Origin of the sequence: Rathayibacter sp. AY2B5, assembly GCF_002931645.1 — a bacterium.
Taxonomy (GTDB): domain Bacteria; phylum Actinomycetota; class Actinomycetes; order Actinomycetales; family Microbacteriaceae; genus Rathayibacter.
On the sequence record NZ_PSUE01000005.1, the window covers coordinates 70,713 to 92,031 of the forward strand.

Consider the following 21,319-nt stretch of genomic DNA (forward strand, 5'->3'; position numbering starts at 1 on the left):
CTGATCAGTGCAGTCGGAGACTGGCGGTGAAGTCGGACAGCGACGTGATGTCCAGGCGGTAGCTGACGCTCCTGACGGCGGCCGGCACCGAGTGCGCGCGGATGCGCGGGAAGCCCTCCAGGACGTCGAAGGCGAGCATCTCGCCGAGGCGGAACCACCAGTCGGCGTAGTACGCATCGTCGCGGTCGAAGCCCAGCGTCTCGACCGCGTCCCGCCACAGCTTCCGGGAGACAGGATCAGCATCGGCGGCCTCTGCGAGCGCGTCGAAGAGCTGAAGGAGATTCCTGGCCTCGCCGTCGTCGGCGTTCGAGCGCTCCATCGGAAGGACCGCGAGCTGGAGAGTCGTGTTCGCGGGCTCGAGCTGCTGAAGACTCGAGATCGTCACCTCCATCGACGGCAGGCGTGCTGACTTCACCTCGACGCAGTGCCCCGAGGGGAAGATGAAGTCCTTGCTGTTGCCGTAGGGGCCGCTCCAGGCGCGGAGAGCGCCCGACAGGGAGTCCGCTTCGTCTGCAAGGCTCTCGAGCATCGAGAGCTCGGCCATCAGTCCGCGGAGCGCATCCTCTCCCAGACGGCCCCGGGGCCTGGCGAGGAGGTCCCGGAACGACTCCAGGCTACGCGCGAAGATGTCCACGCTCGCTGAAGCGCCGTCCGCTCTCCCGCTCTCGTCCAGGAGGTACTGGCACAGCGCCAGGAAGGCCGGCTGCACCTCTGAGTCCGACGAGCTGATCCTGAGGTAGCTCGTCGCGGAATGCACGGACTGCGTGAGCTGGACGTTAAATCCTCGACCGCCGTCGATGAAGTAGGCCGGCATAGACGGAAGCTCGAGGACGAGCGCAGGTTTCTGCTGGCTGTTCTGCGCGAAGACGCGCAACCACAGGTGCCGAAGCTTGACTACCTGGCCATCCGTCCCTCTCAATACCGCAGCGAATGCCTCGTCGAGTCTCACTCCTCGTCCCCCGCGAGCTCCTCGTCGTCGGGAAGTCCCAGGTTGAGCCGGGCGAAGACGGTGTTCGCGACGAAGCGAGCGACTCGATGCTTCTTGCTCCCAGCCCGCTCGGCGTCGTCGGGTGAAACAGGAAAAGCCACCACTACAGCGATCAGGGGGTCCTCCGGGGTGAACTGCAAGTCTGACTTGCGATCGCCGCCAGCTTCATGCTTCGACAGCATTTCAGAAGAGGAGTTCTTGTTGATCACAGAGAAGACGAGGAGAAGGGGGCGTACCAGCGCGCCCCTGATAACGTCCTGGTCGGACAGGCGCCTCTTCTTGCCCGAAACGTCGACCTCGAGCCCGTCCTCCAACTCGAGGATGCGAGCCGTGTCCATCGCGTTACGAATATCTGCGCCAGCTGCTACTCGCCGATTCCCGAAGCGCACCGAGCCGCCTGAGGCCGCCTCGAGGTTGTTGCGAATGCTCGGTTTAATCGCCCGGGGCAGTCCGAGCACGTTCGTCGTCTCATCATGCCGGCCTTCAACGAAGCCGACGTCCCAGGTCTCCGAGTTGACTGCATCGGCCAGGTGCGCGGCGAGCTGGGCCTTCCCACCGCTCTTGTTCGTCCTCCCGAAGAAGGTCTCGCTGTCGTGGCCGCGGAAGCGCGAGAAGAATCGCGCAACCACCTCGGCAGGCACGTTCGACCACACCATCGAGGAGCGCGTCTCATCCGGACCGCTGCCCGCATCCTCCTGCAGCGTCTCGGCCAGCTCCCTCGCCGCGTCCAAGTTCCTCTTCCTGTCGAGGGGATCGTTCGACAGCACATGAGACTCGAACGATGCGCCGTCGATGTCGACCTCCCCCTCGATCTGCGCGGCGTGCTTCTGCTTGTTCGCTGCGGTGATGAGGAACGCCTCGGGATGCCGTCGCATCTTCAGGCCGAACTGCTGAGGCGTCATCTTCAAGGAGTTCATCAGCCGCAGCGAGCCCCGCAGGTCGTCGGAGACGTCGGCGACGTACTTGAAGAGATCCACCACTGTGGAGTCGATCCAGACTCGGACAAGGTCCTCGTAGCCCGGACGGTAGCCGAACCACCGTCCCATCTGGAGGAGCGTGTCTGCTGCGGCGGCCTTCCGCACGAAGTAGCTGACCTGGAGCCCCTCGAGGGTGAGACCTCGAGCCAGCACATCGCCTCCGACGAAGATCGTCGGGAGCCGGGACTCGGCCTCCCGATCCTCTCGGGACATCTCGCTCAGCCGCTTGTTGCGCGGGCCCATCGTCCCGCTGTTGACGAGCACGACGCTCACCTCCTCGACGATTTGGAGGAGCAGCGGTCGCAGCTCGGCCCAGGAGGCTTCGTCGGCGAACTCGCCGTCGAAGGTGTCCTTCAGGATCGAGGCGGCTGTCGTCGTGTCGCCCTCCTCCTCCGGCATGGCGTACTCAGCCAGCACCGCCCGCCGGACATCGTCCACGAAGTTCTGGACCTCCGCGGTCACATTCGACTGGACGTCGTTGAAGCGCGAGACGTTGATCATCATCGATGCCGGTCGCACTGATCCATCGCGCCGGCGCCGGATGGCTGTCCCGACGAGGAACGCGCTGATGGCCTCAATCAGCGTGCCGGGGAGCTCGTCGAGCTGCGCCGTCCGCTTGTGAGTGAAGGGCAGCACCTCCAGGCAGTCCTGGACGTCGGTCCTGATCCGCGGGTCGGAGCCCCCCGCGTCGCGACCGAAGTACGCCTCGACGCCCGTGTAGTTCGAGGGGCTCTCCAGGGCCTGGATGAAGTCGCGAGGGAAGAGGTCCTCCTCGACAGAATCGTCGATCAGCACATTCGCGAAGGGCGTCGCCGTGATGCCGAGGTAGGAGCTGCGGCTGGAGGTGGCGAGCAACCGGCGGATGACGCGGTTGACTGCCGCCGCGTCATCCTCGGTCTTGGTGTTGACTGACGCCCAGTCGGCCTCGTCGTCGACGACGACGAGCGGCGCGGTGAGCTTCCCCTGGTGAGCCTGTCCGACGAGGTAGTTGGCGAGGTTCGCGAGCACTCGGGCGTTCTTCTTCACGACGAAGATCGTCGGAGTGTCGCCGCCCAGCGCTACGACCCCGGCGTTCTTGCTCGCCGCGCTGAAGTCGGAGCGGGTCGTCGTGAGTATGTTGCTCTGGATGGACCCGTCGATCGCTCCGACCCCGATGCGCATGTTGGCGTAGCGGGAGTCGATGTTGTCGGCGATGTACACCGAATCGACGCCGGTCATGTCCTTGTCGAGGCGCTGCTGCGTCTGACGGCGGAGGTCCTCCGTGTGTCCGCCGATGACGACGACGATCTTGTAGCCGTAGTCGATGGCCTTGTTGAGGATGCCCAGATAAGTCGCTGTCTTCCCCGACTGGACCTCGCCGATGACAAGTCCGCGACGGGCCCACTCGCCGCCCACTTTGGGATCGCCCATGCGCTCGAGGATGATGTCCGTCTGCTCGTCGAGCTTCCTGATGACGGTCGGGCCCCACTCCCGGTTGACGAGGAGCTGCTGGTACGCGTTCCAGCGCTTCGTCTCAATCGTCTTCTTGCGCTTCTCCAGCCACTCCGTGAAGGTCGTCGGGTCGACGACGACCGGCCCGATGATGATTGTGACCTCGTGGAGCTCCGTCACTCGTGCGATGACGGCGTCGACATCCCCTGGTTGCAGGTGCGGACCGACGATCGGCGCGAACAGGCGCGCCTTCGTCTCGAGCTCGTCCAGCTCGATTGAGTCATCGTTGACGAGCAGACCGGTGAGCATGTCCAGGAGCTTCTTCTTGTCCTTCTCGACGGCGGTGGTCGTCATGCGGGTGCGCTCCAGATCTGAGTGATGAGTCCGTCGAGGTCCTCGACGCGGTCGAAAGGCTCCGTGGCGCGGAGAGTGGAGGCCACCTGCGCCGGAGGAAGGTCGCCGAAGCCGCCCGAACGGCGGAGTGCCGCGAGCTGCGCGAGAACGTCGGCGGTAGCTGCCGCCGGTGCGGTGCTCGTCTGGCCCTTGGCGGCTTCGATGTAGAGATCCGCGGTCGGGAAGGTCTGGGCGAGATCGGTCAGCAGCCGGGAGAGCTGGCGCTTCTGCTCGTCGGTCATCGTCTCCTGCAGGGCCGCGACGAGCGGGTGCTCGGCGTTCACCTGGTAGCGGGAGCCCTCTCGATCGGTGATCTTGTCCCACATCCTGGCGATGGTCTCGCCGGACACGCGCCTTCCTCGGAACGTGTGGACCCGCTTGCTGCGATCGATGACCTTGTCCATGACCCGCCGGAAGTGGAGGCGGAAAACCTGAGGCGGCTCCGCACGTGACTTCTTGATGTCGAGCTGCCAGAGGTGGTCGACGGTGTTCGGGATGTCGACCATCACGCGGGACTGCTTGGAGAGCTCCTCGCGACGGGAGAGCCCGAACCAGTGGCCGTAGGAGATGAGGCGGCGGTTCCGGTAGATGTAGAAGCCCTGGCGCTCGCGCATCCCGGCGCTCAGATCCCAGCGCTCGCGGTCCTTCTTCGAGAGTGCCGACGGGTGCGGGAGCGTGTAGGCCTGGAACTCGATCCTCTGCCCCTCGATCGTGAGCGGCTCGCGGTGGGACTGCTGCGTCCGAGGGTTCTTCGACAGGAAGGGATCGAGCGCCGGAACGTCGAGGCCGTTGACGCTGATGACGAGGGGGCTGCGCGTTCCGTCGTCGAGGAACCGGTGGAAGGTGAGGGAGAGGTGGCCCCTGAGGTCGGCCAGCCGCTCCGCCATGACGAGATCCGGCCGTGACGCGGCGCCGAGCATGTAGTCGAGCTCCTGCCACACGATCAGCGTCCCCGACGGTCGGGAGAGAAGCGCATCCGCCCGGGGAAGCGACGTGTACTCGTTCTCGGCAAGCACGCTCAGGGACCATTCACCCGACGAGAGGACGTGGTCGATGTCCCACTGGAGAGCCGTCGTCTGAGCGTTCTTTCGGGTGAGCACGGTCAATCGCCGCGCCTGCGAGAGCGATGCGGTCTTGAGGCCGAGGCCGAACCGTCCGAGGTCGTTTCCCGCTCTCGTCGTCGTGCGCGCGCTGCCGGCGAGCTGCAGTGCTGTCCGAGCCTCGTCGGGGCTCATCCCCGCGCCGTCGTCCAGGACGGTGAGGAATGAGGAGTCCACCGGGTCGCCGACGATCTCGACTCGGACCGCCCCAGCGCTGATGCTGTTGTCCACCAGGTCTGCGATAGCCGCGTGGAACGAGTACCCGACGGAGCGCATCGATTCGAGCAGCTCCACGCCGGGAACAAGAATCTCGTGCTGCAAGCCGCCCCCTCGATGAACTCATCGACAGCCTAAGGGCAGGAAAGGACACTGAGTTTTCCGCGGAATGCCGAGGCCGGGTGCGATGAAGCAGGAGATGAGGCGCAAGCTGGTGGGCCTTCGGGCATTCCCGCACCCGTGCAGCCGACTCCTCCGGGAACGGTAAGCTGCTCCTGGCCCGACGGGGCATCGCGCGTGCTCAGCGGGGAACGCTCGCGCGGCGGTGCGCAGCTGCTCCGCTCTGCGCATGTCAGTGGCAAGCCGCACACTGTGTCGGGGTCGAACGAGAGGCAGCACGTGGACTTCAAGATGGGTGAGCTCTTCTGCGGACCGGGCGGGATGGCACTGGGTGCGCATCGCGCTGCGCAGGGGCTCGATGTTGGCCTCGAGCACGTCTGGGCCAACGACTACGACGCGGACACCTGTGAGACCTACCGTCTGAACATCCCCGGCGCCAGCCGGGAGTCCGTGATCCACGGCGACGTCCGCACCCTCGACACCGCTGCGCTCGACCCGATCGACGGCTTCGCCTTCGGATTCCCGTGCAACGACTTCAGCCGTGTCGGCGAGCGCAAGGGGATGATGGGGCGCTTCGGGCCGCTCTACAAGTACGGCGTGAACGTGCTGAACGAGCACTCGCCGTCCTGGTTCGTCGCCGAGAACGTGGGCGACCTGAAGGGCGCGAACGACGGCCACTCCTTCCGTCGGATCCTCCGCGAGCTGGAGGAAGCGGGGGACCAGGGCGGATACGTCCTGACTCCGCACCTGTACAAGTTCGAGCAGTACGGGGTGCCCCAGCGCCGGCACCGCATCCTCATCGTGGGCATCCGGAGGGACCTCGACGTCGAGTTCCGCATCCCGGCGGTGGAGCCCTATGCGCACATCGACAACTCGGCGGGCAATCGGCTCGAGAACCCGCCTATCGGCCCCGACGTGACTCAGAACGAGCTCGCCAAGCAGAAGCCCTGGGTCATCGAGCGGCTCACGCACATCAAGCCGGGGCAGAGCGCGTTCACTGCGGAGCTCCCTGAGCACCTCCGACTCAACGTCACAGGCGCGACGATCAGCCAGATCTACAAGCGTCTCGAGAGGGACAAGCCCTCGTACACCGTCACTGGTTCGGGCGGCGGCGGTACCCACGTCTACCACTGGGATGAGCCGCGAGCGCTGACGAATCGCGAGCGCGCCCGACTCCAGACGTTCCCGGACCAGTACCAGTTCGTCGGGGGAAGGGACAGCGTGCGACGCCAGATCGGCATGGCCGTGCCGGTGGAGGGGGCGGAGGTCGTCTTCTCCGCGCTCTTCAAGTCATTCCTCGGGGTGGACTACGAGACGACGCACACCAACCTTCCCCGCTCTGTCGCGAGCGTCCTGAGCTGAGGCCGGACCGCGGAGTGGGGGCAGAGTCGTGGGCGAGCACGCCCGGCTCCCGCCGGTCCATGCTCGGCAACAAGCGAAGGGACACCCGTCCTGAGCTCGAGGTGCGCCGTCGACTCCATGCCAGGGGGCTCCGCTACAGGGTCGATCACGCTCCGCTGCCGGGACTGCGGCGGCGTGCAGACGTCGTCTTCACCGCTCGTCGGATCGCGGTCTTCATCGATGGCTGCTTCTGGCACAGCTGCCCCGAGCATGCCACGCAGCCGAAGCGGAACGACGGCTACTGGACGGCCAAGCTGCAGGCGAACACCGCGCGGGACCGCGACACGGATGAGCGCCTGACTGGAGCGGGATGGCAGGTGCTCCGCTACTGGGAGCACCAGGATCCGGATGAGGTAGCGGCAGATGTGGAGAGCGAATGGCGCAAGGCGGTCCTGCGCGGTGCGCGACTCAATCCAGGTGGAATGCCGTGATCAGGACCTCGATGAGTTCGCGCGCCATCTTCTCGTCGAGCTGGAGGGTCTGACTGCTCTTGGGGCCGGACTTGCGGTCATCTGATCCGAAGGTCGACAGATGGACGTAAGTCCGGCCGTCATCGGACTGGATCTCCTGGAAGGTGCAGTCGACCTCGGTCGGATGAACGGTGACCCGCTGGTCGCCGCGCTCCAGCGATCTGATCCTGGCCATTGTTTGCTCTTCTCCATGCTCATCCGGATGAGGTCGACGACTACTCTCGCACCGACGCGGCAGAATGATGTTGTCCCGCTCTTAGTGACGAAGGCTCGTGTCGGTCCGATGAATGATTGCGCTCACCCATAAACCCCCCCTCTTTGACGCCCCACCCACCCCCGTGTTAGCGTCGCTCTCGGACATGTGACTGGTCGTGCAGGCAGGATCCGACGAAACGCGTAATGAGCGTCGTCGGGTCCTTTTTTTGTGCCCGGACGCCTCCTGACGCTCCGCCGGAGCACCGATGACGGTGCCGGTTTGGGCGGGGACGGCGACGGACGGCCGGGCAGCACAGCGCAGGGAAGCGCGCGTCCCCACACACCCGGAGGAGTACCGATGAGTACCCAGGAGAGCGCGAGGGCGATCCTCGAGCACGTCGGCGGCGCCGCCAACGTGGCGAAGCTGCAGCACTGCTCGACCCGTCTGCGGTTCGCGCTGGCGGACGACGCGAAGGCCGACGTCGAGGCGTTGAAGGCGGTGCCCGGCGTGATCGGCGTCGTCACCGGCCCGCAGACGCAGGTCATCGTCGGCAGCGGCGTCAGCGAGATGTACGCGGCGGTCGAGAAGCTGCGCGGCGGCACCACCGCATCCGCGGAGCAGGCGAAGCAGCCGCGGTCCCTCAAGCGCCTCGGCGCGACGATCATGGACTTCGTGGTCAGCGTGTTCACGCCGATCATCCCGGCCATCGCGGGCGCCGGCATCTTCAAGTCGTTCCTCGTCCTCACCTCGGCGCTGGGCTGGCTCGACCCGGCCTCCGACAACTTCAAGCTGCTGTCCGCCATCCCGGACGCGGTGTTCGGCTTCCTGCCGTTGCTCGTCGCCTACACGAGCGCGAAGAAGCTCGACGTGAACCGGCCGCTCGCGCTCGGGCTCGTCGGCGTCCTGGTCTTCCCGGCGTTCACGACGCTGCTCAACCAGGAGGGCGGCGTCGCGCTCTTCGGCATCCCGGTGCCGGTCATCGCCTACAACGCCCAGGTGTTCCCGGCCATCCTGGCCGTGCTGCTGCTCTCGGTCGTCGAGCGCTTCTTCACGAAGCACTCGTGGGGCCCGATCCGCACGTTCTACGTGCCGCTGATGTGCCTCGTGATCGTCGCCCCGGCCACGATCTTCCTGCTCGGCCCCCTCGGCTACTGGCTCGGCTCGATGCTCACCGGCGCGATGATCGGCCTCTACGGGGCGCTCGGCTGGGTGGCCGTCGCGCTGCTGGCCGGCGTGCTCCCGCTGATCATCTCGGTCGGCATGCACAAGGCGTTCATCCCGCCGACCATCGCGACGATGGCCAGCGCGGGCAAGGACACCTTCTACCTCGCCTCCTCGCTCGCCCACAACGCGGCGGAGGCCGGCTCCAGCCTCGCGATCGCCCTGCGCACCAAGAGCGCGACCCTCCGCGCCACCGCCTTCTCGGGCGGCCTCTCGGCCCTCTTCGGGATCACCGAGCCGGCGCTCTACGGCGTCACGCTGCAGAACAAGCGCGCCCTCGTCTCCGTCATCACGGGCAGCGTTGTCGGAGGCGCCTACATCGGCGCCACGCAGGTCGCTGCGTTCGCGCTGGTCAGCCCCGGCGTCGCGAGCATCTCGATGTTCATCGACGGGCTGAACCCCTGGAACCTGCTCAACGCCGTGATCGGCCTGCTGATCTCGGTCGCCGTCTCGTTCGTCGTCTCCTTCGTCATCTGGCGCGACGACGCCTCCGCCAGCGTCCAGGCGCTCGGCGACGTGGCGGCCGACGCCGGGAGCCCGCTCGCGCTGCAGGCGCCGCTCACCGGCTCCGTCATCCCCCTCTCGGAGGTTCCGGACCCCGTGTTCTCGGCCGGCGTGCTCGGCGAGGGGCTGGCGATCCGCCCCACCGACGGAGCCGTCCGGGCGCCGTTCGCCGGCGAGGTCATCGCACTGCTGTCCTCCCGCCACGCCGTGGGGCTGCGCCGCGCGGACGGCGTCGAGGTGCTCATCCACGTCGGCATCGACACGGTGCAGCTGGACGGCGCGCCGTTCGAGGCGCACGTCGCGGTCGGCGACCGGGTCGAGGCCGGGCAGCTCCTCCTCACCGCCGACCTGGCCGCGATCACCGCGGCCGGCTACGACACCACGACCCCGGTGCTCGTGACCAACTCCGCCGAGTACACCGTGCTCGTCGAGGCCGCCGAGCGGATCACCGCCGGCGACCGGATCATGACCGTGACGCAGAGAGAGAAGGAGCTCGCCGATGGCGCTTCCTGACGGATTCCGATGGGGCGGCGCCCTCGCCGCCAACCAGGTCGAGGGCGCGTGGCGCGAGGGCGGGCGCGGCCCGGCGGTCAGCGACGTCGCCTCCTACAAGCCGAAGGCGGACCCGAAGGAGTACGCGATCCACCACCGCAACACGGTGGAGAGCATCACGGCGGCGATGTCCGACGACGACACCGAGTACTACCCCAAGCGCCGCGGCATCGACTTCTACCACCGCTACCCCGGCGACCTCGCGCTGTTCGCCGAGATGGGCTTCACCACCCTCCGCGTCTCGATCGCCTGGACCCGCCTCTACCCGACGGGGGAGGAGGCGGAGCCGCTCGAGGAGGGCATCGCCTACTACCTCGCCCTCTTCACCGAGATGCGGCGCCTCGGGATAGAGCCGCTGGTCACGCTCTCGCACTACGACCCGCCGCTCGCTCTCGCGCTGAAGCACAACGGCTGGGTCGACCGCCGCACGATCGGGCTGTTCGAGCGCTTCGCCCGCACCTGCTTCGAGCGCTTCGGCCACCTCGTCGACATGTGGCTGACCTTCAACGAGATCGACGGCATCATCCGCCACCCGTTCACTTCGGGCGGGATCATCGAGGAGACCGTCGAGGGCAGCGTGGAGCAGGCCTGCTACACGGCGCTGCACCACCAGTTCGTCGCCTCCGCCTCGGTCACGAGGACGCTGAAGGAGCTGTGGCCCGAGTCGCGGATGGGCTGCATGCTCACGATGCTGACCACCTACCCCAACACCTGCCACCCCGACGACGTCGCGGCGACGCAGGCGAAGGAGCGGATGCTCTACCTCTGCACCGACGTCCAGGCGGGCGGCGCCTACCCGCGCCTGGCGCTGCGGGCGCTCGAGAGCCGCGGAGTCGAGATCCCGTTCGAGGCGGGCGACGCCGAGCTGCTGCGCGAGCACCCCGTCGACTTCATCTCGTTCAGCTACTACATGTCGATGACGGAGTCCGTGCGCCCCGACGCCGAGCGCACCCCCGGCAACACGGTCCTCGGCGTCAAGAACCCGTTCCTCGAGTCGAGCGAGTGGGGCTGGCAGATCGACCCCGTCGGGCTACGGATCTCGCTGATCGACCTCTACGACCGCTACGGCAAGCCGCTGTTCATCGTCGAGAACGGGCTCGGGATGCGCGACGAGCTGACCGAGGACGGCCGGGTCCACGACCCGTACCGGATCGACTACTTCCGCGCGCACTTCGAGCAGATGATCCAGGCGGTGGACGAGGGCGTGGAGCTGCTCGGCTACGTGAGCTGGGCGCCGATCGACCTGATCAGCGCCTCCAGCTCGCAGATCTCGAAGCGCTACGGGTTCGTCTACGTCGACATGGACGACCTCGGCCACGGCAGCACCGAGCGCTACCGGAAGGACTCGTTCTTCTGGTACCAGAAGGTCATCGCCTCCAACGGCGCGGATCTGGGATGATCCTCCTCTGCCCGGAGGCGCCGTCCGGCTCTCCGGGCAGAGGCCCCGCCACCCCCACCCCAGCCCTGACGCGGCCGTCGACGGAGACACGCATGCAGACCATCAAGAAGGTGCTCAACTCGAGCGTCGTCCTCGTCGTCGACGAGCGCGGCGTCGAGCGCGTGCTCCTGGGCAGGGGGATCGGCTTCGGAGCGAAGGCCGGCGAGGCGATCGAGCCCTCGAGCGTCGACCAGGTGTTCGTGGCGCTGGACGACTCGGATCAGCGCAACCTCGTCGAGCTCCTGGCGCAGATCCCGCCGGAGTTCGTCGAGCTCACCCGCGCGGTCGTCGCCGACGCGGAGGAGCAGGGGCTGAAGCTCGACCCGCACGTGTACCTCGCGCTCACCGACCACCTGCACTTCGCGGTGGAGCGGCAGCGGCGCGGGCTCTCGGTCGCCAACCGGCTGGCCTGGGAGATGCGGACGGTCTACCCCGTGCAGTACGCGGTGGGGGAGCGGGCGGTCGAGCGGATGCGCGAGCGCCTGGACGTGGAGCTGCCCGCCGACGAGGCCGCGAACGTCGCCTTCCACCTCGCCAACGCGGAGCTCGGCAAGGTCGGGATCGACTCGCTCCGGATCGTGCAGCTCATCCGCTCGGTGACCGCGATCATCCAGCACTCCAGCGGAGCCGCGCTCGACCGCGACGACCTCCGCTCCGCCCGCTTCGTGGCGCACCTGCAGTACTTCGCCGAGCGCTTCTTCTCGGGCGGCCTGCTCGAGAGCGAGGACGACTTCCTCTTCACCAGCCTCAGCGCCCGCTACCCGCGCGCGATCGCCTCCGCCGAGCGGGTCCGCTCCTTCGTGGCGGCCGAGTACCAGGCCGCCCTGCCCAACGAGGAGGTCGCCTTCCTGGCCCTCCACATCGCGCGCGCCGCTCCGGAGTAGCGCGCTGACCCCGGAGAACCGCATGCACCGCACCACCCCCGCCTGCCCGACCACGCCTGCGAGCGCGCGCCCGTGACCGGCACGATCCACCTCGTCCGCCACGCCGAGACCCTCTTCAACGTCGCCGGCCAGCTGCAGGGCTGGTGCGACTCGCCCCTGACCGAGCGCGGCGAGCGCCAGGCGGCGGCCCTCGGCGAGCGGATGCGCGAGGTGCCGCTCGTCGCGGCGTTCACGAGCGACCTCACCCGCACCCGCACCACGGCGGCGGCGGCGCTCGCCGGGCACCCGTCGCTCGAGGCCGAGCCGATGGTCGAGCTCCGCGAGTGGCACTTCGGCGCCTTCGAGGGGCAGCCGAACGCCTCGCTCTGGGAGCCGGTGTTCGCCGATCACGGCTACTCCTACGTGCCCTCCTCCGCCGACTGGCCGCGGATGACCGACGCCGGTCTCGACTCGGTGCTCGACGCGATCCACCGCCACGACCCCTCCGGCCGGGCCGACAGCGGTGCCACCGTGCAGGCCCGCGTGGAGGCCGCGATCGCGCGGTTCGTGCCGGCGGCCGAGCACGGGGACGTGCTGGTCGTGACGCACGGAGCGGTGCTCGGGAGCATCCTCCGCGCGCTCGACCCCGCGCACCGGCCGCAGCGGGGCTACCCGAACTGCGCGGTCGTGTCGGTGACGGACGGCGTCATCGGCGAGGTCGACGGGAGCTGCGCGACGGCCTGACCCCGCCCCTCCTCCTCCACGGACGCCCCTGTGCGCTCCGGTCGCCGACCGGACGAGCACGGGGGCGTCCGTCGTGCTCGGGACGCAGGCGGCCCGCACCCGGGCCGCCCCCGGACCTGCACGCGCGGCCGCCTCGGGACCTGCACGTCCGGTGATGCGGGACCTGCACTTTCGGCCACCTCGGCGCTGTACCGAAGTACAGGAGCCCGTCGCGAGAGCGTCCGTAGCGTCTGAGGAGTCAAGAGAAACGACTTCGAGGAGATGACATGCGAGGGCTTCAGCTCAGCGGCGTGAGCCGTGCATTCGGCGGCCACCGGGTCCTGCACGACGTGGACCTGTCCGTGGGCCGCGGCGAGATCGTCGGCTTCATCGGCGGCAACGGCGCCGGCAAGACCACGACGATGCGGCTGATCCTGGGCCTGCTCACCCCCGACACGGGGACCATCACCTGGGACGGCGCGCCGATCACCGCCGAGGACCGCCGCTCGATCGGCTACATGCCGGAGGAGCGCGGCCTCTACCCGCAGATGCGGGTCCGCGAGCAGGTGATCCACTTCGCTCTGCTCGAGGGGCACGACGCCCGGGGAGCCCGTGAGACCGCCGAGGAGGTGATCGACGCGCTGGGCCTGGCCGAGCGGGCCGACACGCTGGTGCAGGACCTCTCGCTCGGCAACCAGCAGCGCGTGCAGCTGGCCGTGTCCCTGGTGGGCGATCCGTCGCTCCTGGTGCTGGACGAGCCCTTCTCGGGGCTCGACCCGGTCGCCGTGGAGACGATGGCCGGCCTGATCCGGCAGCAGTCCGCCCGCGGCGTCGGCGTGCTCTTCTCCTCCCACCAGCTCGACCTGGTCGAGCGCCTCTGCGACACCGTCTGCGTGCTCGACTCCGGCCGTGTGACCGCGAACGGAGCGGTGGCCGAGCTGCAGGACGACGGCCGCAGCCGCTGGCAGCTGCAGTTCTCCCGCCCCCTGGACGACCTGCTCGTCGCCGAGCTCGGCGTCACACCGGGACTGTCGGCCGAGCCGGTCCCCGGTGAGCCGGAGTCGCTGCTCGTCTCGATCGAGGGCAGCGGCCGGGACGTCCCCGAGCAGGTGCTCGCGACCCTCACCCGCCACGGCGGCCTCCGGAGCATCCGCACCGAGCAGCGCTCGCTGACCGAGCTGCTGTCCGAGCGGCTCACCGCCGCCTCCACCCCTGCGGCCGAGCGCCGCCTCGAGATCCAAGGAGCAGGACGATGACCACCACGCACCCCCGCGCCGCCCACGCCCGGACCGCCGAGAGCTCCGCTCCTCCGACGCCGGCCCGGGGAGCCGCGACGATCGTCCGCCGCGAGATCCTGACCCGCACCGGGAACCGCACGATCCTCACCGCGACCTTCGCGCTGGCCGCGATCGCCGGCCTCGGCGCCGGGATCGGCGGCTGGTTCCTGGTCGACGCGACGAGGGAGGCGGGGACCGTGGTCCTCGACACCCGGATCCTGTTCGCGACCGCGATGATCAGCGCCCTGCTCGCCGCGATGGTCTACTCCTCGTCGAGTCTGGCCTCGGGGGTGGTCGAGGAGAAGTCGTCCCGGATCGTCGAGATCCTGCTGACGAAGATCGGCGTCGCCCCGCTGCTCGCCGGGAAGATGATCGGCGTCGGCCTGGTGACCCTGGCCCAGCTGCTCGTGATCGGCGGCGCCGTCGTCGGCGGGTTCAGCGTGGTCGGCGGGTGGTCGGTCCTCGAGATCGAGCTCGGCCCGAGCCTGGTCTGGTTCCTCGTCTGGTTCCTGCAGGGCTACGTGCTCTTCGCGCTCCTCAGCACCCTGCTCGCCTCGACCGTGTCGAGGCAGGAGGACCTGGGCACCGCCGCCATGCCGCTCTCCGTCGTGCAGATGGCGCTGCTGATCATCGCGCTCTACGTGGTGCCGGCGAACCTCGACGAGGCCTGGGTGCACGCGCTCTCCTTCGTCCCCCTCTTCTCCTCCTACCTGATGCCGATGCGCTTCGGCCTCGACTCGGTCGGCACCCCCGAGATGGTGATCGCCGCCGTCGTCGCCGCGATCACGGTGCCGCTGCTGTTCCGCCTGGTCGTCCGCGTCTACCGCAACAACGCGCTCCGCACCGGCTCCCGCGTCTCGCTCCGCGCCTCCCTCAAGGCCGCCGACGCCTCCTAGGCCCGGCTCCCGATATCCACCACCACCACCCCTCGGAAGGACACCACCATGACCACCTCGCGCACCGCCTCGACCCGCCCCTCGCCCCTCAAGAAGCTGCTCGTCAACACCGCCCTCCTCGTCGGGGGAGCGGGCGGCGCCTACCTCGTCGTCACCTACCTCTTCTGATCCGCTCGACCGACCGAAGGACACGATCGTGACTCTCCTCGCGACTCCCGGGCTCCGCCCCGCGACCCCCGGGCACCGCCCCGCGGATCCGGCGGCCCTCCGGGCGGCGGCCTCGACCGAGCGGCTGCTCGGCGGCGGACGCCACCGCGTCGCCGCGATCGACCGCCCCGCCTTCGCCGGCCGGAACGCGTCGTGGACGATGACCCTCGACGACGGCGCCCGCGTCTTCGTCAAGCACGTCTCGCCCCGGACGGCGGGCCCCGCGGCCTTCCGCCGCTCCAGGGACTTCGCCGGCTTCGCCGCCCGGAGCCCCGAGCACGCCCCGGCCGGACCCCGCCTGCTGGCGGCCGACGAGGACGACTCCCTGCTGGTGTTCGAGCACTGCCCCGGCACCAGCCTGGCCCTCCTGCTCGTGGAGGAGCGCGTCCCCGCGGACTTCCCCGAACAGGCCGGCCGGCTCCTGGCCCGGCTGCACGCCGGCCCGGTGGCGGGCCTCACCGCGACCTCGCACCCCAGCCCTCCCGTCGAGATGCTGCGCGTCGGCATCCCGCACACCCGCTACGTCGACCTCACCCTCGCCGAGCTCGCCTTCTGGGGCGACCTGCAGCACGACGAGCAGCTCGTCTCGGCCACGGAGGATCTCCGCGAGTGGGAGAGCGGCAACCGCACGGCCCCGATCCACGGCGACCTCCGCCTCGACCAGTTCCACCTCCGCGACGGGCGCCTCCAGCTGCTCGACTGGGAGGAGTTCGGGATCGGGGATCCGGCCCGCGACCTCGGCACGCTGGCGGGGGAGTGGATCCACCGCGCGGTGCTCGACACCGTGACCACCCGGGAGGGCGCCTCCGCTCCTCCCCTCGCCTTCGACACCGCGGCCGCGGACGCCCGCATCGCGGAGCGGATGGCGGCACTGGTCCCGAGGATCCGGCGGATGTGGCTCGCCTACGCCGCCGAGACCGCCGGCGCGGACGACGCCCTCGCCGTCCGCGCCACCGCCCACCTGGGCTGGCACCTCGTCGACCGCACCCTCGCCCGGGCCTCGATGGTCTCCCGCCTCCCCGGGATCGAGCGGGCCGCCGCCGGCATCGGCCGCCGCGTCCTGCTCGCCCCCTCCGCCTACTCCACCGCCCTCGGATTCGACAGGAGCCCGCGATGACCGCCCTCACCACCCGCTCCGTCCTCGACGAGGCCGTGATCAGCGTCGACGCCGCCCGGCTGCGGGCCGAGGTCGACGGGACCGTGATCGAGGCCACCGGGCCGATCGAGCTGCGGGCCCGACTCGCCGCCACCGTCTACACCCACCTGCACCTCCGGAACCCGCTGCTCGGCGAGACCGCCGGAGGCGACGGCCAGGACCTCGCCCCCCGGCTGATCGACGCGATCCCGCACCGCACGGTCCTGCAGCCCGCTCCCTCCGGGGTGCTCGGCTCCGCCACCGTGCAGGGGGAGGAGCGCCGGGTCGTCGAGCTGGGCCGCGTCCGGGTCCTCGTGCCCGAGGTCGATCTCGTCCGCTCCGCCGACGGGGCCGTCGCCGGCGTCCGGCTGCCGAGCTGGCGCACCCGCACCACTCCCGGCTACCTCCTCGCCCTCGGCCCGATGGGACTCGATCCCGCCGACCGGGTCGTGCGCCTCTCGCTCGTCGCCGACTCGGCGGAGGACGCGCTCGCCCTGTGGGGCCCGCTCCTGGAGGCGCTCGCCGCCTCCGGAGCCCGCCACCAGGCCAAGGCGCTCTCGGACCCGCGGGCCTTCCCCCGCTCCGACGCCCTCGTCGTCTACCTGCCCGCCGACTCCGCCGACGACGTCGCCCGGAGGATCACTCCGCTGCTCGATGCCCGGCCCTCGCCCCGCACCGCCGTCTCGGCCTTCGCCGAGAGGCTCGCCGACGGCCTCGCCTACGCCGAGGACCCGGCCGACGAGCGCTCCTCCTACCGCGGACTGAGCTTCGGCCAGCACCGCTCCCGCGTCCTCGCCGAAGCGCTCCTGCGCTCCTCGGCCGAGACGATCCCCGCCGCCGACGCCTGGGCCGACGCCGCCCGCGCCGCGCGCATCGACCCGGACCGCCCGGGACTCACCGCCCGCTAGGGCCCCACGAACCTCCCCTCGATCCCGAGGGGACCACCACCTCAGCCCGAGGTACTCCACGAAAGGGACACATCATGACCACCATCTCCACCGACGCCCAGTCCGCCGACCTCACCGCCCTCGCGGGAGCGCACGACACCTTCGCCACCGTCGACGAGCTCGGCTCGGACGCCGCGACCGAGGCGCCCGCCACCACGCCCCTGTGCGTCGGCATCATCGTCGGCGCCACCCTCGGCGCGGGCTGCTGACCCGGCCCTCCTCCCGCCCGGGTGCTCCCGCAGCACCCGCTCCCCGGCCCTCCGGCCGGACCACCCGCACCACTCCCCGCACGACCCGGCGGATCCGCCGCCACCACTCATCCAAGGAGAACACCATGTCGACCATCACCGCCCAGACCGTCCAGTCCGCCGACCTCGCCGAGCTCGCCACCGCCCACGACACCTTCACCGCCGCCGACGAGATCGGCACCGACGCCGCCTCCGAGGCGCCCGCCACCACCCCGTTCTGCGCCGGCGTCATCATCGGCGTCACCCTCACCGCAGGGTGCTGACGGGCACGGGGCGACCGGTCCTCGACCGCGTCGCCCCGGCCCCTCCCGGGCGCGTGCCGTCCGCTCGCGCCGTCCGCCCATCCCCGTCCGCCCTTTCCGCGGGCACGGTCCGCCCATCCCCGTCCGCCCTTTCCGCGGGCACGGTCCGCCCGTCCGCCGCCGTCCTCACCGCCGGCCGCGACCCGATCCGCCCTCCCGCCCGCCGCCCTCTGAGGAGACCGCCATGACCACCCCGCCCGGTGCGCAGAGCGCCGCACTCTCCGACCTCTCGCTCGGCCGCTTCGGCTACTCCCGGGTGGCCCTCGTCCTGACCGGCTCCGCCATGACCCAGGTCATGCCCTACTGGATCCAGTGGGCGCGCGCCGCCGCTCCGGCGACCGAGTTCCGCGTGCTCGTCCGCGACTCGGCCTACCGCTTCACCACCCGGCACAACCTGGAGTCGCGACTGCGCGGCCGGATCCAGGACGACCGCTGGGACGACGAGATCGTCGTCGCCCACGTCGACCTCGCCGAGTGGGCCGACCTCATCCTGATCTACCCGGCCACCCTCGACTACGCCTCGCGCCTCGCGCACGGCATCACCGACTCCCCGTCGCTGCTCGCGGCCCTCACGACGGAGGCGCCGGTGTGCATCGCTCCGTCGCTGCCGCCGCGGGCGCTCGGCAACCCGGTCGTCGAGTCCACCCTCGCGCTGCTGCGCGAGCCGGCCAACTTCACCGTCATCGACCCCGTGCCCGGGCCGAGCGAGTCCAGCGACACGGCGCTCGCCTGGGTGCCGCCCGCGTTCCCCGCGGTGCTGCGCCACCTGGAGTCGCTGCGCACGGCACCGGCGGCCGCGGAGGAGGCGAGGTCGGCGTGAGCACCACCGCCCCTCCGCGGGCCCTCGTCACCGGGCTGCTCGTCACCGAGCTCTCGGAAGGACCCGACGGGACCACCGTCTGGACCCGCCGCCTCGGAGAGCAGGCGCCGCTGCCGTTCTCGCCGGTGCCCGTCCGCCTCGCAGCGCCCGATCCCCGGATCGTGCCGGGAGGCGCCGACCCGTCGATCCGCCGCTACCGCACCACCGCCCGCGCCCTGCTGCCCGCGCTCCTCCACGAGCTGTCGGAGGAGGCGCTCGTCTCCGTCGGCCGCGAGTGGAAGGGCGCGCTGGACGCGCTCCACGGCGCCCGGCCCGCCGGGGAGCCGCTCCCTCCGCGTCCGCTGCAGCGCGCCCGCGGCTGGCTCGCCGGTGGCTGGGCGCCCGCCGCCGAGGAGCTCGGCGCCGGCGGTCTCCTCGAGCTCGCCGACTGGGCGGAGGCGGTCGTCGCCTCGCCGGCCGCGGTCGTGGTCCACGGCCACCCCGGCCTCGCCCACCTCGTCGTCGGCGGGACCCGCGTCGCTCTGCTCACGGGCGAGGACGTCGGGCTCGCCGACCCGGTCTGGGACGCCGCCTGGGTGCTCGGGGAGCTCGCAGAGCTGCACGCCTTCCACCCCGCGCTCCGCCCGGCCCTCGACGCGCTCCGCCGCGGACTCTCGCTCGAGGAGGACCACGACGCCGAGCTGCTGCGCGTCGGCACCGCGTTCCGGCTGGCCCAGCACGCCGTCGACTGGCACCGCTCCGGGGGCGCCAGCAGCGATCAGGCGCGGCTGCTGCTGCGCCTGTCCGCCGCACAGCTGGGGGAGCGGGCGGAATGAGCGCCCGCGACGTCCCGACCCTGTCCGCCGCCCTGCCCTCCGGCGCCCGCGCGCTCGTCGTGCACCGGCCGGAGGTCCGCAACGACTCGGTCGCCCTCGCCGTGCCCGCCGGTATGCGCCACGAGCGCGACGGCGAGGAGGGGATGCTGCACCTGATCGAGCACCTCGTCTACCAGGACAGCGAGGGGGTCGCCGGTCTCGTCCGGCAGACCCGCGTCGCCGAGAGCGGCGGCGTCCTCGGCGGTCACACCCACCTCGACTACTCCGAGTTCTTCGAGACGGGCTCTCCCGGGTCGGCCGCCGTGATCGCGGAGCGGCTCGTCGAGCAGGTCTTCCGCCCCGCCTTCCTGCCGGAGCAGATCGCGGAGCAGATCCGCGCGGTCGCCTCTGAGCGGGCCGCGCGCCTCGCCCCCGCTCCGGGCGGCGTGCTGCCGTGGCCGCACCTGACCGCCCGCTACTGGGCCGACGCCCCCAACGCGCACGACGGCAGCGGCGACCTCGACCTCGAGGGCCGCGCGACCGAGCCCGTCCTGCGCGCGCTGCACCGGCGCCACTACAGCCCGGCCGGCTCCGTGCTGGTCGGCGTCACGGCCGACGACCCCGCCCGGCTCCTGGACCGCCTGGTCGCGGCCCTCGCGGAGGCGCCCGATCGCGCGGCAGGACCGGTCGCCGTCCCACCTGGGACGGCCCGCCCCGAGTACCGCGCCGAGCCCGCCGCCCGCCGGCTCGCCGCGACCGCCGCCGCGCCGTCGACCCGCGTCTCCGACGAGCTGCTCGGCGACCTGATCGCCGCCGAGGCGCTCGCTGCGCAGGCCGGACTCGACGCGAGCGCCGGACTCTTCGGCCCGGGCGACACCGTCGCCGACGACCTCTTCGTGCTGGTCGACGACACCGCCGTGCCCGTCGATCCGTGGCACCGCCTCCGCGCCCTCGCGGTGAGCGACGACTCCGCCCTCGAGCACGCCCGGCATCGCGCGGTGCTGCGTGCGGAGCGGCTGGTGCACGACGACGAGCGTCTGGCCCGCACCGTCGCCCGGGATGCCCTGCTGCGCGGTGCGCCCGGCTTCGCGGGCGAGCTCGTCGACTCCCTCGCCGCGCGGCCGCCGCGCCCGCTGCTCGCGGACGCCGCGGCCCGCCTGGCCGAGCAGCCCTTCGCCGCACTGGGCGTTCCCGCCGCCTCCACCCCTCCAGGAAGGAGGAGCCCATGACCGCCGCACCCCCGCTCGCCGTCGTCGACGAGCGCTCCCGCTTCGCCGTCGTCGCCCTCGGCTGGCGCGACCCGGCCGGAGACGACGGGCCCGACCGCGCTGCCCGCCTCCGCTCGGCCGTTCCCCCCGGAGCGGTCTCGCTCGCGTGGACGGCGACGGCCGGGGCGCAGAGCCTCACCGCGGTGCTCCCTCCGGAGGGCGCCGCGGCCTGGACCGCCCTGACGCTCGAGCGCGCCCAGGGAGCCGGGGATCCGGTGCTCGCCGTGGTCGGGCCCGAACGCGCCGTCTGCGAGACGTCCCGGCCCGTCTCCGTGCCCGCCGCGGCTCCGCTGCCGAGCGCTCTGCACCAGTCCCGCGAGCAGGGCTACGAGAGCACGATCGTCACCGGCGCGGACCCGTCCGGCGAGGTCGGCCACGCCGCGACATTCCTGGCGCTGTGCCGCCTCACCGCGGGGGCCGAACCGCTCGTCCCCGCCGCACTGCGCTCCGCCGGCGGCGATGCGGTCGCCCAGGTCGCGCGGGGCCTGCGCTCGAGCCGCCCCTCCCTCACCTGGCAGGTCGTCTCCCCGGCCGGCCAGGGCATCCCGACCCTCGAGACCGTGCTGCGCACCGTCCTCGACGGCCGCGCCGCGCACGGGGAGGGAGCACGCGCCGCGCACGCGTTCGCGCGGGCGAACCTCCTCCGCGCCTGGCGGTCGCCCGAGACGCTCGCGCGCACCCTGGTGGAGTACGAGGTGATGGGCTGGGGCGGCGCCCTGGTGCTCGATCCGGAGCCGGCGCTCGCCGCGGTCGACGAGAGTGCGCTCGAGCGGGCGGTCGCGGGGCTCGTGCGGCCCGTCGCCGACGTGGTCGGCTGGGGCTGAATCCGGCG

The 21,319-nt window shown here is 71.0% G+C and carries 20 protein-coding genes; 16 read left to right on the forward strand and 4 right to left on the reverse strand.

What is annotated here, in order from left to right:
* Nucleotides 1-4: 4 nt before the first annotated feature.
* From C5C30_RS05185 to C5C30_RS05195, 3 genes are read right to left on the reverse strand one after another with little or no spacing between them, the layout of a single operon-like run.
* Nucleotides 5-949: a PD-(D/E)XK motif protein gene (locus C5C30_RS05185; protein WP_104307929.1), complete on the reverse strand. Its 945-nt coding sequence runs from the start codon at nucleotides 947-949 to the stop codon at nucleotides 5-7.
* Nucleotides 946-3,750, reverse strand: coding sequence for a Z1 domain-containing protein (locus tag C5C30_RS05190; protein WP_104224064.1), 2,805 nt, complete (start codon nucleotides 3,748-3,750; stop codon nucleotides 946-948). Before C5C30_RS05190 ends, C5C30_RS05185 begins: the two co-directional genes overlap by 4 nt.
* Nucleotides 3,747-5,210: an ATP-binding protein gene (locus C5C30_RS05195; protein ID WP_104333308.1), complete on the reverse strand. Its 1,464-nt coding sequence runs from the start codon at nucleotides 5,208-5,210 to the stop codon at nucleotides 3,747-3,749. The genes C5C30_RS05190 and C5C30_RS05195 overlap by 4 nt, the downstream gene beginning before the upstream one ends.
* A 294-nt stretch (nucleotides 5,211-5,504) precedes the next feature.
* On the opposite strand from C5C30_RS05195, the gene C5C30_RS05200 reads away from it, so the two are divergent.
* A complete protein-coding gene (locus C5C30_RS05200; RefSeq protein WP_104224062.1) occupies nucleotides 5,505-6,587 on the forward strand; it encodes a DNA cytosine methyltransferase in 1,083 nt (360 codons plus the stop codon).
* A gap of 59 nt (nucleotides 6,588-6,646) precedes the next feature.
* Nucleotides 6,647-7,057, forward strand: coding sequence for a very short patch repair endonuclease (locus tag C5C30_RS05205; RefSeq protein ID WP_104224061.1), 411 nt, complete (start codon nucleotides 6,647-6,649; stop codon nucleotides 7,055-7,057).
* Here C5C30_RS05205 and C5C30_RS05210 read toward each other — a convergent pair.
* Nucleotides 7,035-7,271: a hypothetical protein gene (locus C5C30_RS05210; RefSeq protein ID WP_104224060.1), complete on the reverse strand. Its 237-nt coding sequence runs from the start codon at nucleotides 7,269-7,271 to the stop codon at nucleotides 7,035-7,037. The two genes, C5C30_RS05205 and C5C30_RS05210, sit on opposite strands and share 23 nt — an antisense overlap.
* A gap of 378 nt (nucleotides 7,272-7,649) precedes the next feature.
* Between C5C30_RS05210 and C5C30_RS05215 the strand changes: the two genes are divergently transcribed.
* From C5C30_RS05215 to C5C30_RS05270, 14 genes are all read left to right on the forward strand, one after another.
* Nucleotides 7,650-9,530, forward strand: a complete 1,881-nt coding sequence (locus tag C5C30_RS05215; RefSeq protein ID WP_104333309.1) for a beta-glucoside-specific PTS transporter subunit IIABC — start codon at nucleotides 7,650-7,652, stop codon at nucleotides 9,528-9,530.
* A complete protein-coding gene (locus C5C30_RS05220) occupies nucleotides 9,517-10,968 on the forward strand; it encodes a glycoside hydrolase family 1 protein (RefSeq protein WP_104333310.1) in 1,452 nt (483 codons plus the stop codon). The genes C5C30_RS05215 and C5C30_RS05220 overlap by 14 nt, the downstream gene beginning before the upstream one ends.
* 92 nt (nucleotides 10,969-11,060) lie before the next feature.
* The gene (locus C5C30_RS05225; RefSeq protein ID WP_104225973.1) at nucleotides 11,061-11,891 is read left to right on the forward strand and encodes a PRD domain-containing protein; all 831 of its coding nucleotides are present in this window, start codon (nucleotides 11,061-11,063) and stop codon (nucleotides 11,889-11,891) included.
* A 72-nt stretch (nucleotides 11,892-11,963) separates the two neighbouring features.
* Nucleotides 11,964-12,614 carry a histidine phosphatase family protein gene (locus C5C30_RS05230; protein ID WP_181131461.1) on the forward strand — a complete coding sequence of 217 codons (651 nt, stop codon included), beginning with the start codon at nucleotides 11,964-11,966 and terminating at the stop codon, nucleotides 12,612-12,614.
* Nucleotides 12,615-12,904: 290 nt separating this feature from the next.
* Nucleotides 12,905-13,849, forward strand: a complete 945-nt coding sequence (locus C5C30_RS05235; protein ID WP_258065802.1) for an ABC transporter ATP-binding protein — start codon at nucleotides 12,905-12,907, stop codon at nucleotides 13,847-13,849.
* Entirely contained in the window at nucleotides 13,846-14,766 is a 921-nt protein-coding gene (locus C5C30_RS05240; RefSeq protein WP_104333313.1) for an ABC transporter permease, read from the forward strand. Before C5C30_RS05235 ends, C5C30_RS05240 begins: the two co-directional genes overlap by 4 nt.
* A gap of 196 nt (nucleotides 14,767-14,962) precedes the next feature.
* Complete coding sequence (gene lxmK / locus C5C30_RS05245) at nucleotides 14,963-16,090, forward strand: class V lanthionine synthetase subunit LxmK (protein ID WP_258059357.1); 1,128 nt, start codon at nucleotides 14,963-14,965, stop codon at nucleotides 16,088-16,090.
* Nucleotides 16,087-17,016 (forward strand): T3SS effector HopA1 family protein, encoded by a 930-nt coding sequence (locus tag C5C30_RS05250; RefSeq protein WP_104225969.1) that lies wholly within the window; start codon nucleotides 16,087-16,089, stop codon nucleotides 17,014-17,016. The genes lxmK and C5C30_RS05250 overlap by 4 nt, the downstream gene beginning before the upstream one ends.
* A 74-nt stretch (nucleotides 17,017-17,090) precedes the next feature.
* Nucleotides 17,091-17,264 carry a hypothetical protein gene (locus C5C30_RS17575; RefSeq protein ID WP_181027122.1) on the forward strand — a complete coding sequence of 58 codons (174 nt, stop codon included), beginning with the start codon at nucleotides 17,091-17,093 and terminating at the stop codon, nucleotides 17,262-17,264.
* A 125-nt stretch (nucleotides 17,265-17,389) separates the two neighbouring features.
* Nucleotides 17,390-17,566: a hypothetical protein gene (locus C5C30_RS17580; RefSeq protein ID WP_181027123.1), complete on the forward strand. Its 177-nt coding sequence runs from the start codon at nucleotides 17,390-17,392 to the stop codon at nucleotides 17,564-17,566.
* 223 nt (nucleotides 17,567-17,789) lie between these two features.
* A complete protein-coding gene (locus C5C30_RS05255) occupies nucleotides 17,790-18,425 on the forward strand; it encodes a flavoprotein (protein WP_104225100.1) in 636 nt (211 codons plus the stop codon).
* Nucleotides 18,422-19,240 carry a hypothetical protein gene (locus C5C30_RS05260; protein WP_104225968.1) on the forward strand — a complete coding sequence of 273 codons (819 nt, stop codon included), beginning with the start codon at nucleotides 18,422-18,424 and terminating at the stop codon, nucleotides 19,238-19,240. Before C5C30_RS05255 ends, C5C30_RS05260 begins: the two co-directional genes overlap by 4 nt.
* Entirely contained in the window at nucleotides 19,237-20,448 is a 1,212-nt protein-coding gene (locus tag C5C30_RS05265) for a pitrilysin family protein (RefSeq protein ID WP_104246981.1), read from the forward strand. The genes C5C30_RS05260 and C5C30_RS05265 overlap by 4 nt, the downstream gene beginning before the upstream one ends.
* Nucleotides 20,445-21,311: a hypothetical protein gene (locus C5C30_RS05270; protein WP_104225097.1), complete on the forward strand. Its 867-nt coding sequence runs from the start codon at nucleotides 20,445-20,447 to the stop codon at nucleotides 21,309-21,311. Before C5C30_RS05265 ends, C5C30_RS05270 begins: the two co-directional genes overlap by 4 nt.
* Nucleotides 21,312-21,319 lie beyond the last annotated feature (8 nt).

Bases quoted from the DNA above. Each gene is read 5' to 3' on its own strand.
- C5C30_RS05270 (WP_104225097.1), top strand. From the start codon at position 20,445: ATGACCGCCGCACCCCCGCTCGCCGTCGTCGACGAGCGCTCCCGCTTC.
- C5C30_RS17575 (WP_181027122.1), top strand. From the start codon at position 17,091: ATGACCACCATCTCCACCGACGCCCAGTCCGCCGACCTCACCGCCCTC.
- C5C30_RS05220 (WP_104333310.1), top strand. From the start codon at position 9,517: ATGGCGCTTCCTGACGGATTCCGATGGGGCGGCGCCCTCGCCGCCAAC.
- C5C30_RS05205 (WP_104224061.1), top strand. From the start codon at position 6,647: ATGCTCGGCAACAAGCGAAGGGACACCCGTCCTGAGCTCGAGGTGCGC.
- C5C30_RS17580 (WP_181027123.1), top strand. From the start codon at position 17,390: ATGTCGACCATCACCGCCCAGACCGTCCAGTCCGCCGACCTCGCCGAG.
- C5C30_RS05210 (WP_104224060.1), bottom strand. From the start codon at position 7,271: ATGGCCAGGATCAGATCGCTGGAGCGCGGCGACCAGCGGGTCACCGTT.
- C5C30_RS05250 (WP_104225969.1), top strand. From the start codon at position 16,087: ATGACCGCCCTCACCACCCGCTCCGTCCTCGACGAGGCCGTGATCAGC.
- C5C30_RS05190 (WP_104224064.1), bottom strand. From the start codon at position 3,750: ATGACGACCACCGCCGTCGAGAAGGACAAGAAGAAGCTCCTGGACATG.
- C5C30_RS05240 (WP_104333313.1), top strand. From the start codon at position 13,846: ATGACCACCACGCACCCCCGCGCCGCCCACGCCCGGACCGCCGAGAGC.
- C5C30_RS05265 (WP_104246981.1), top strand. From the start codon at position 19,237: ATGAGCGCCCGCGACGTCCCGACCCTGTCCGCCGCCCTGCCCTCCGGC.
- C5C30_RS05255 (WP_104225100.1), top strand. From the start codon at position 17,790: ATGACCACCCCGCCCGGTGCGCAGAGCGCCGCACTCTCCGACCTCTCG.
- C5C30_RS05215 (WP_104333309.1), top strand. From the start codon at position 7,650: ATGAGTACCCAGGAGAGCGCGAGGGCGATCCTCGAGCACGTCGGCGGC.
- C5C30_RS05225 (WP_104225973.1), top strand. From the start codon at position 11,061: ATGCAGACCATCAAGAAGGTGCTCAACTCGAGCGTCGTCCTCGTCGTC.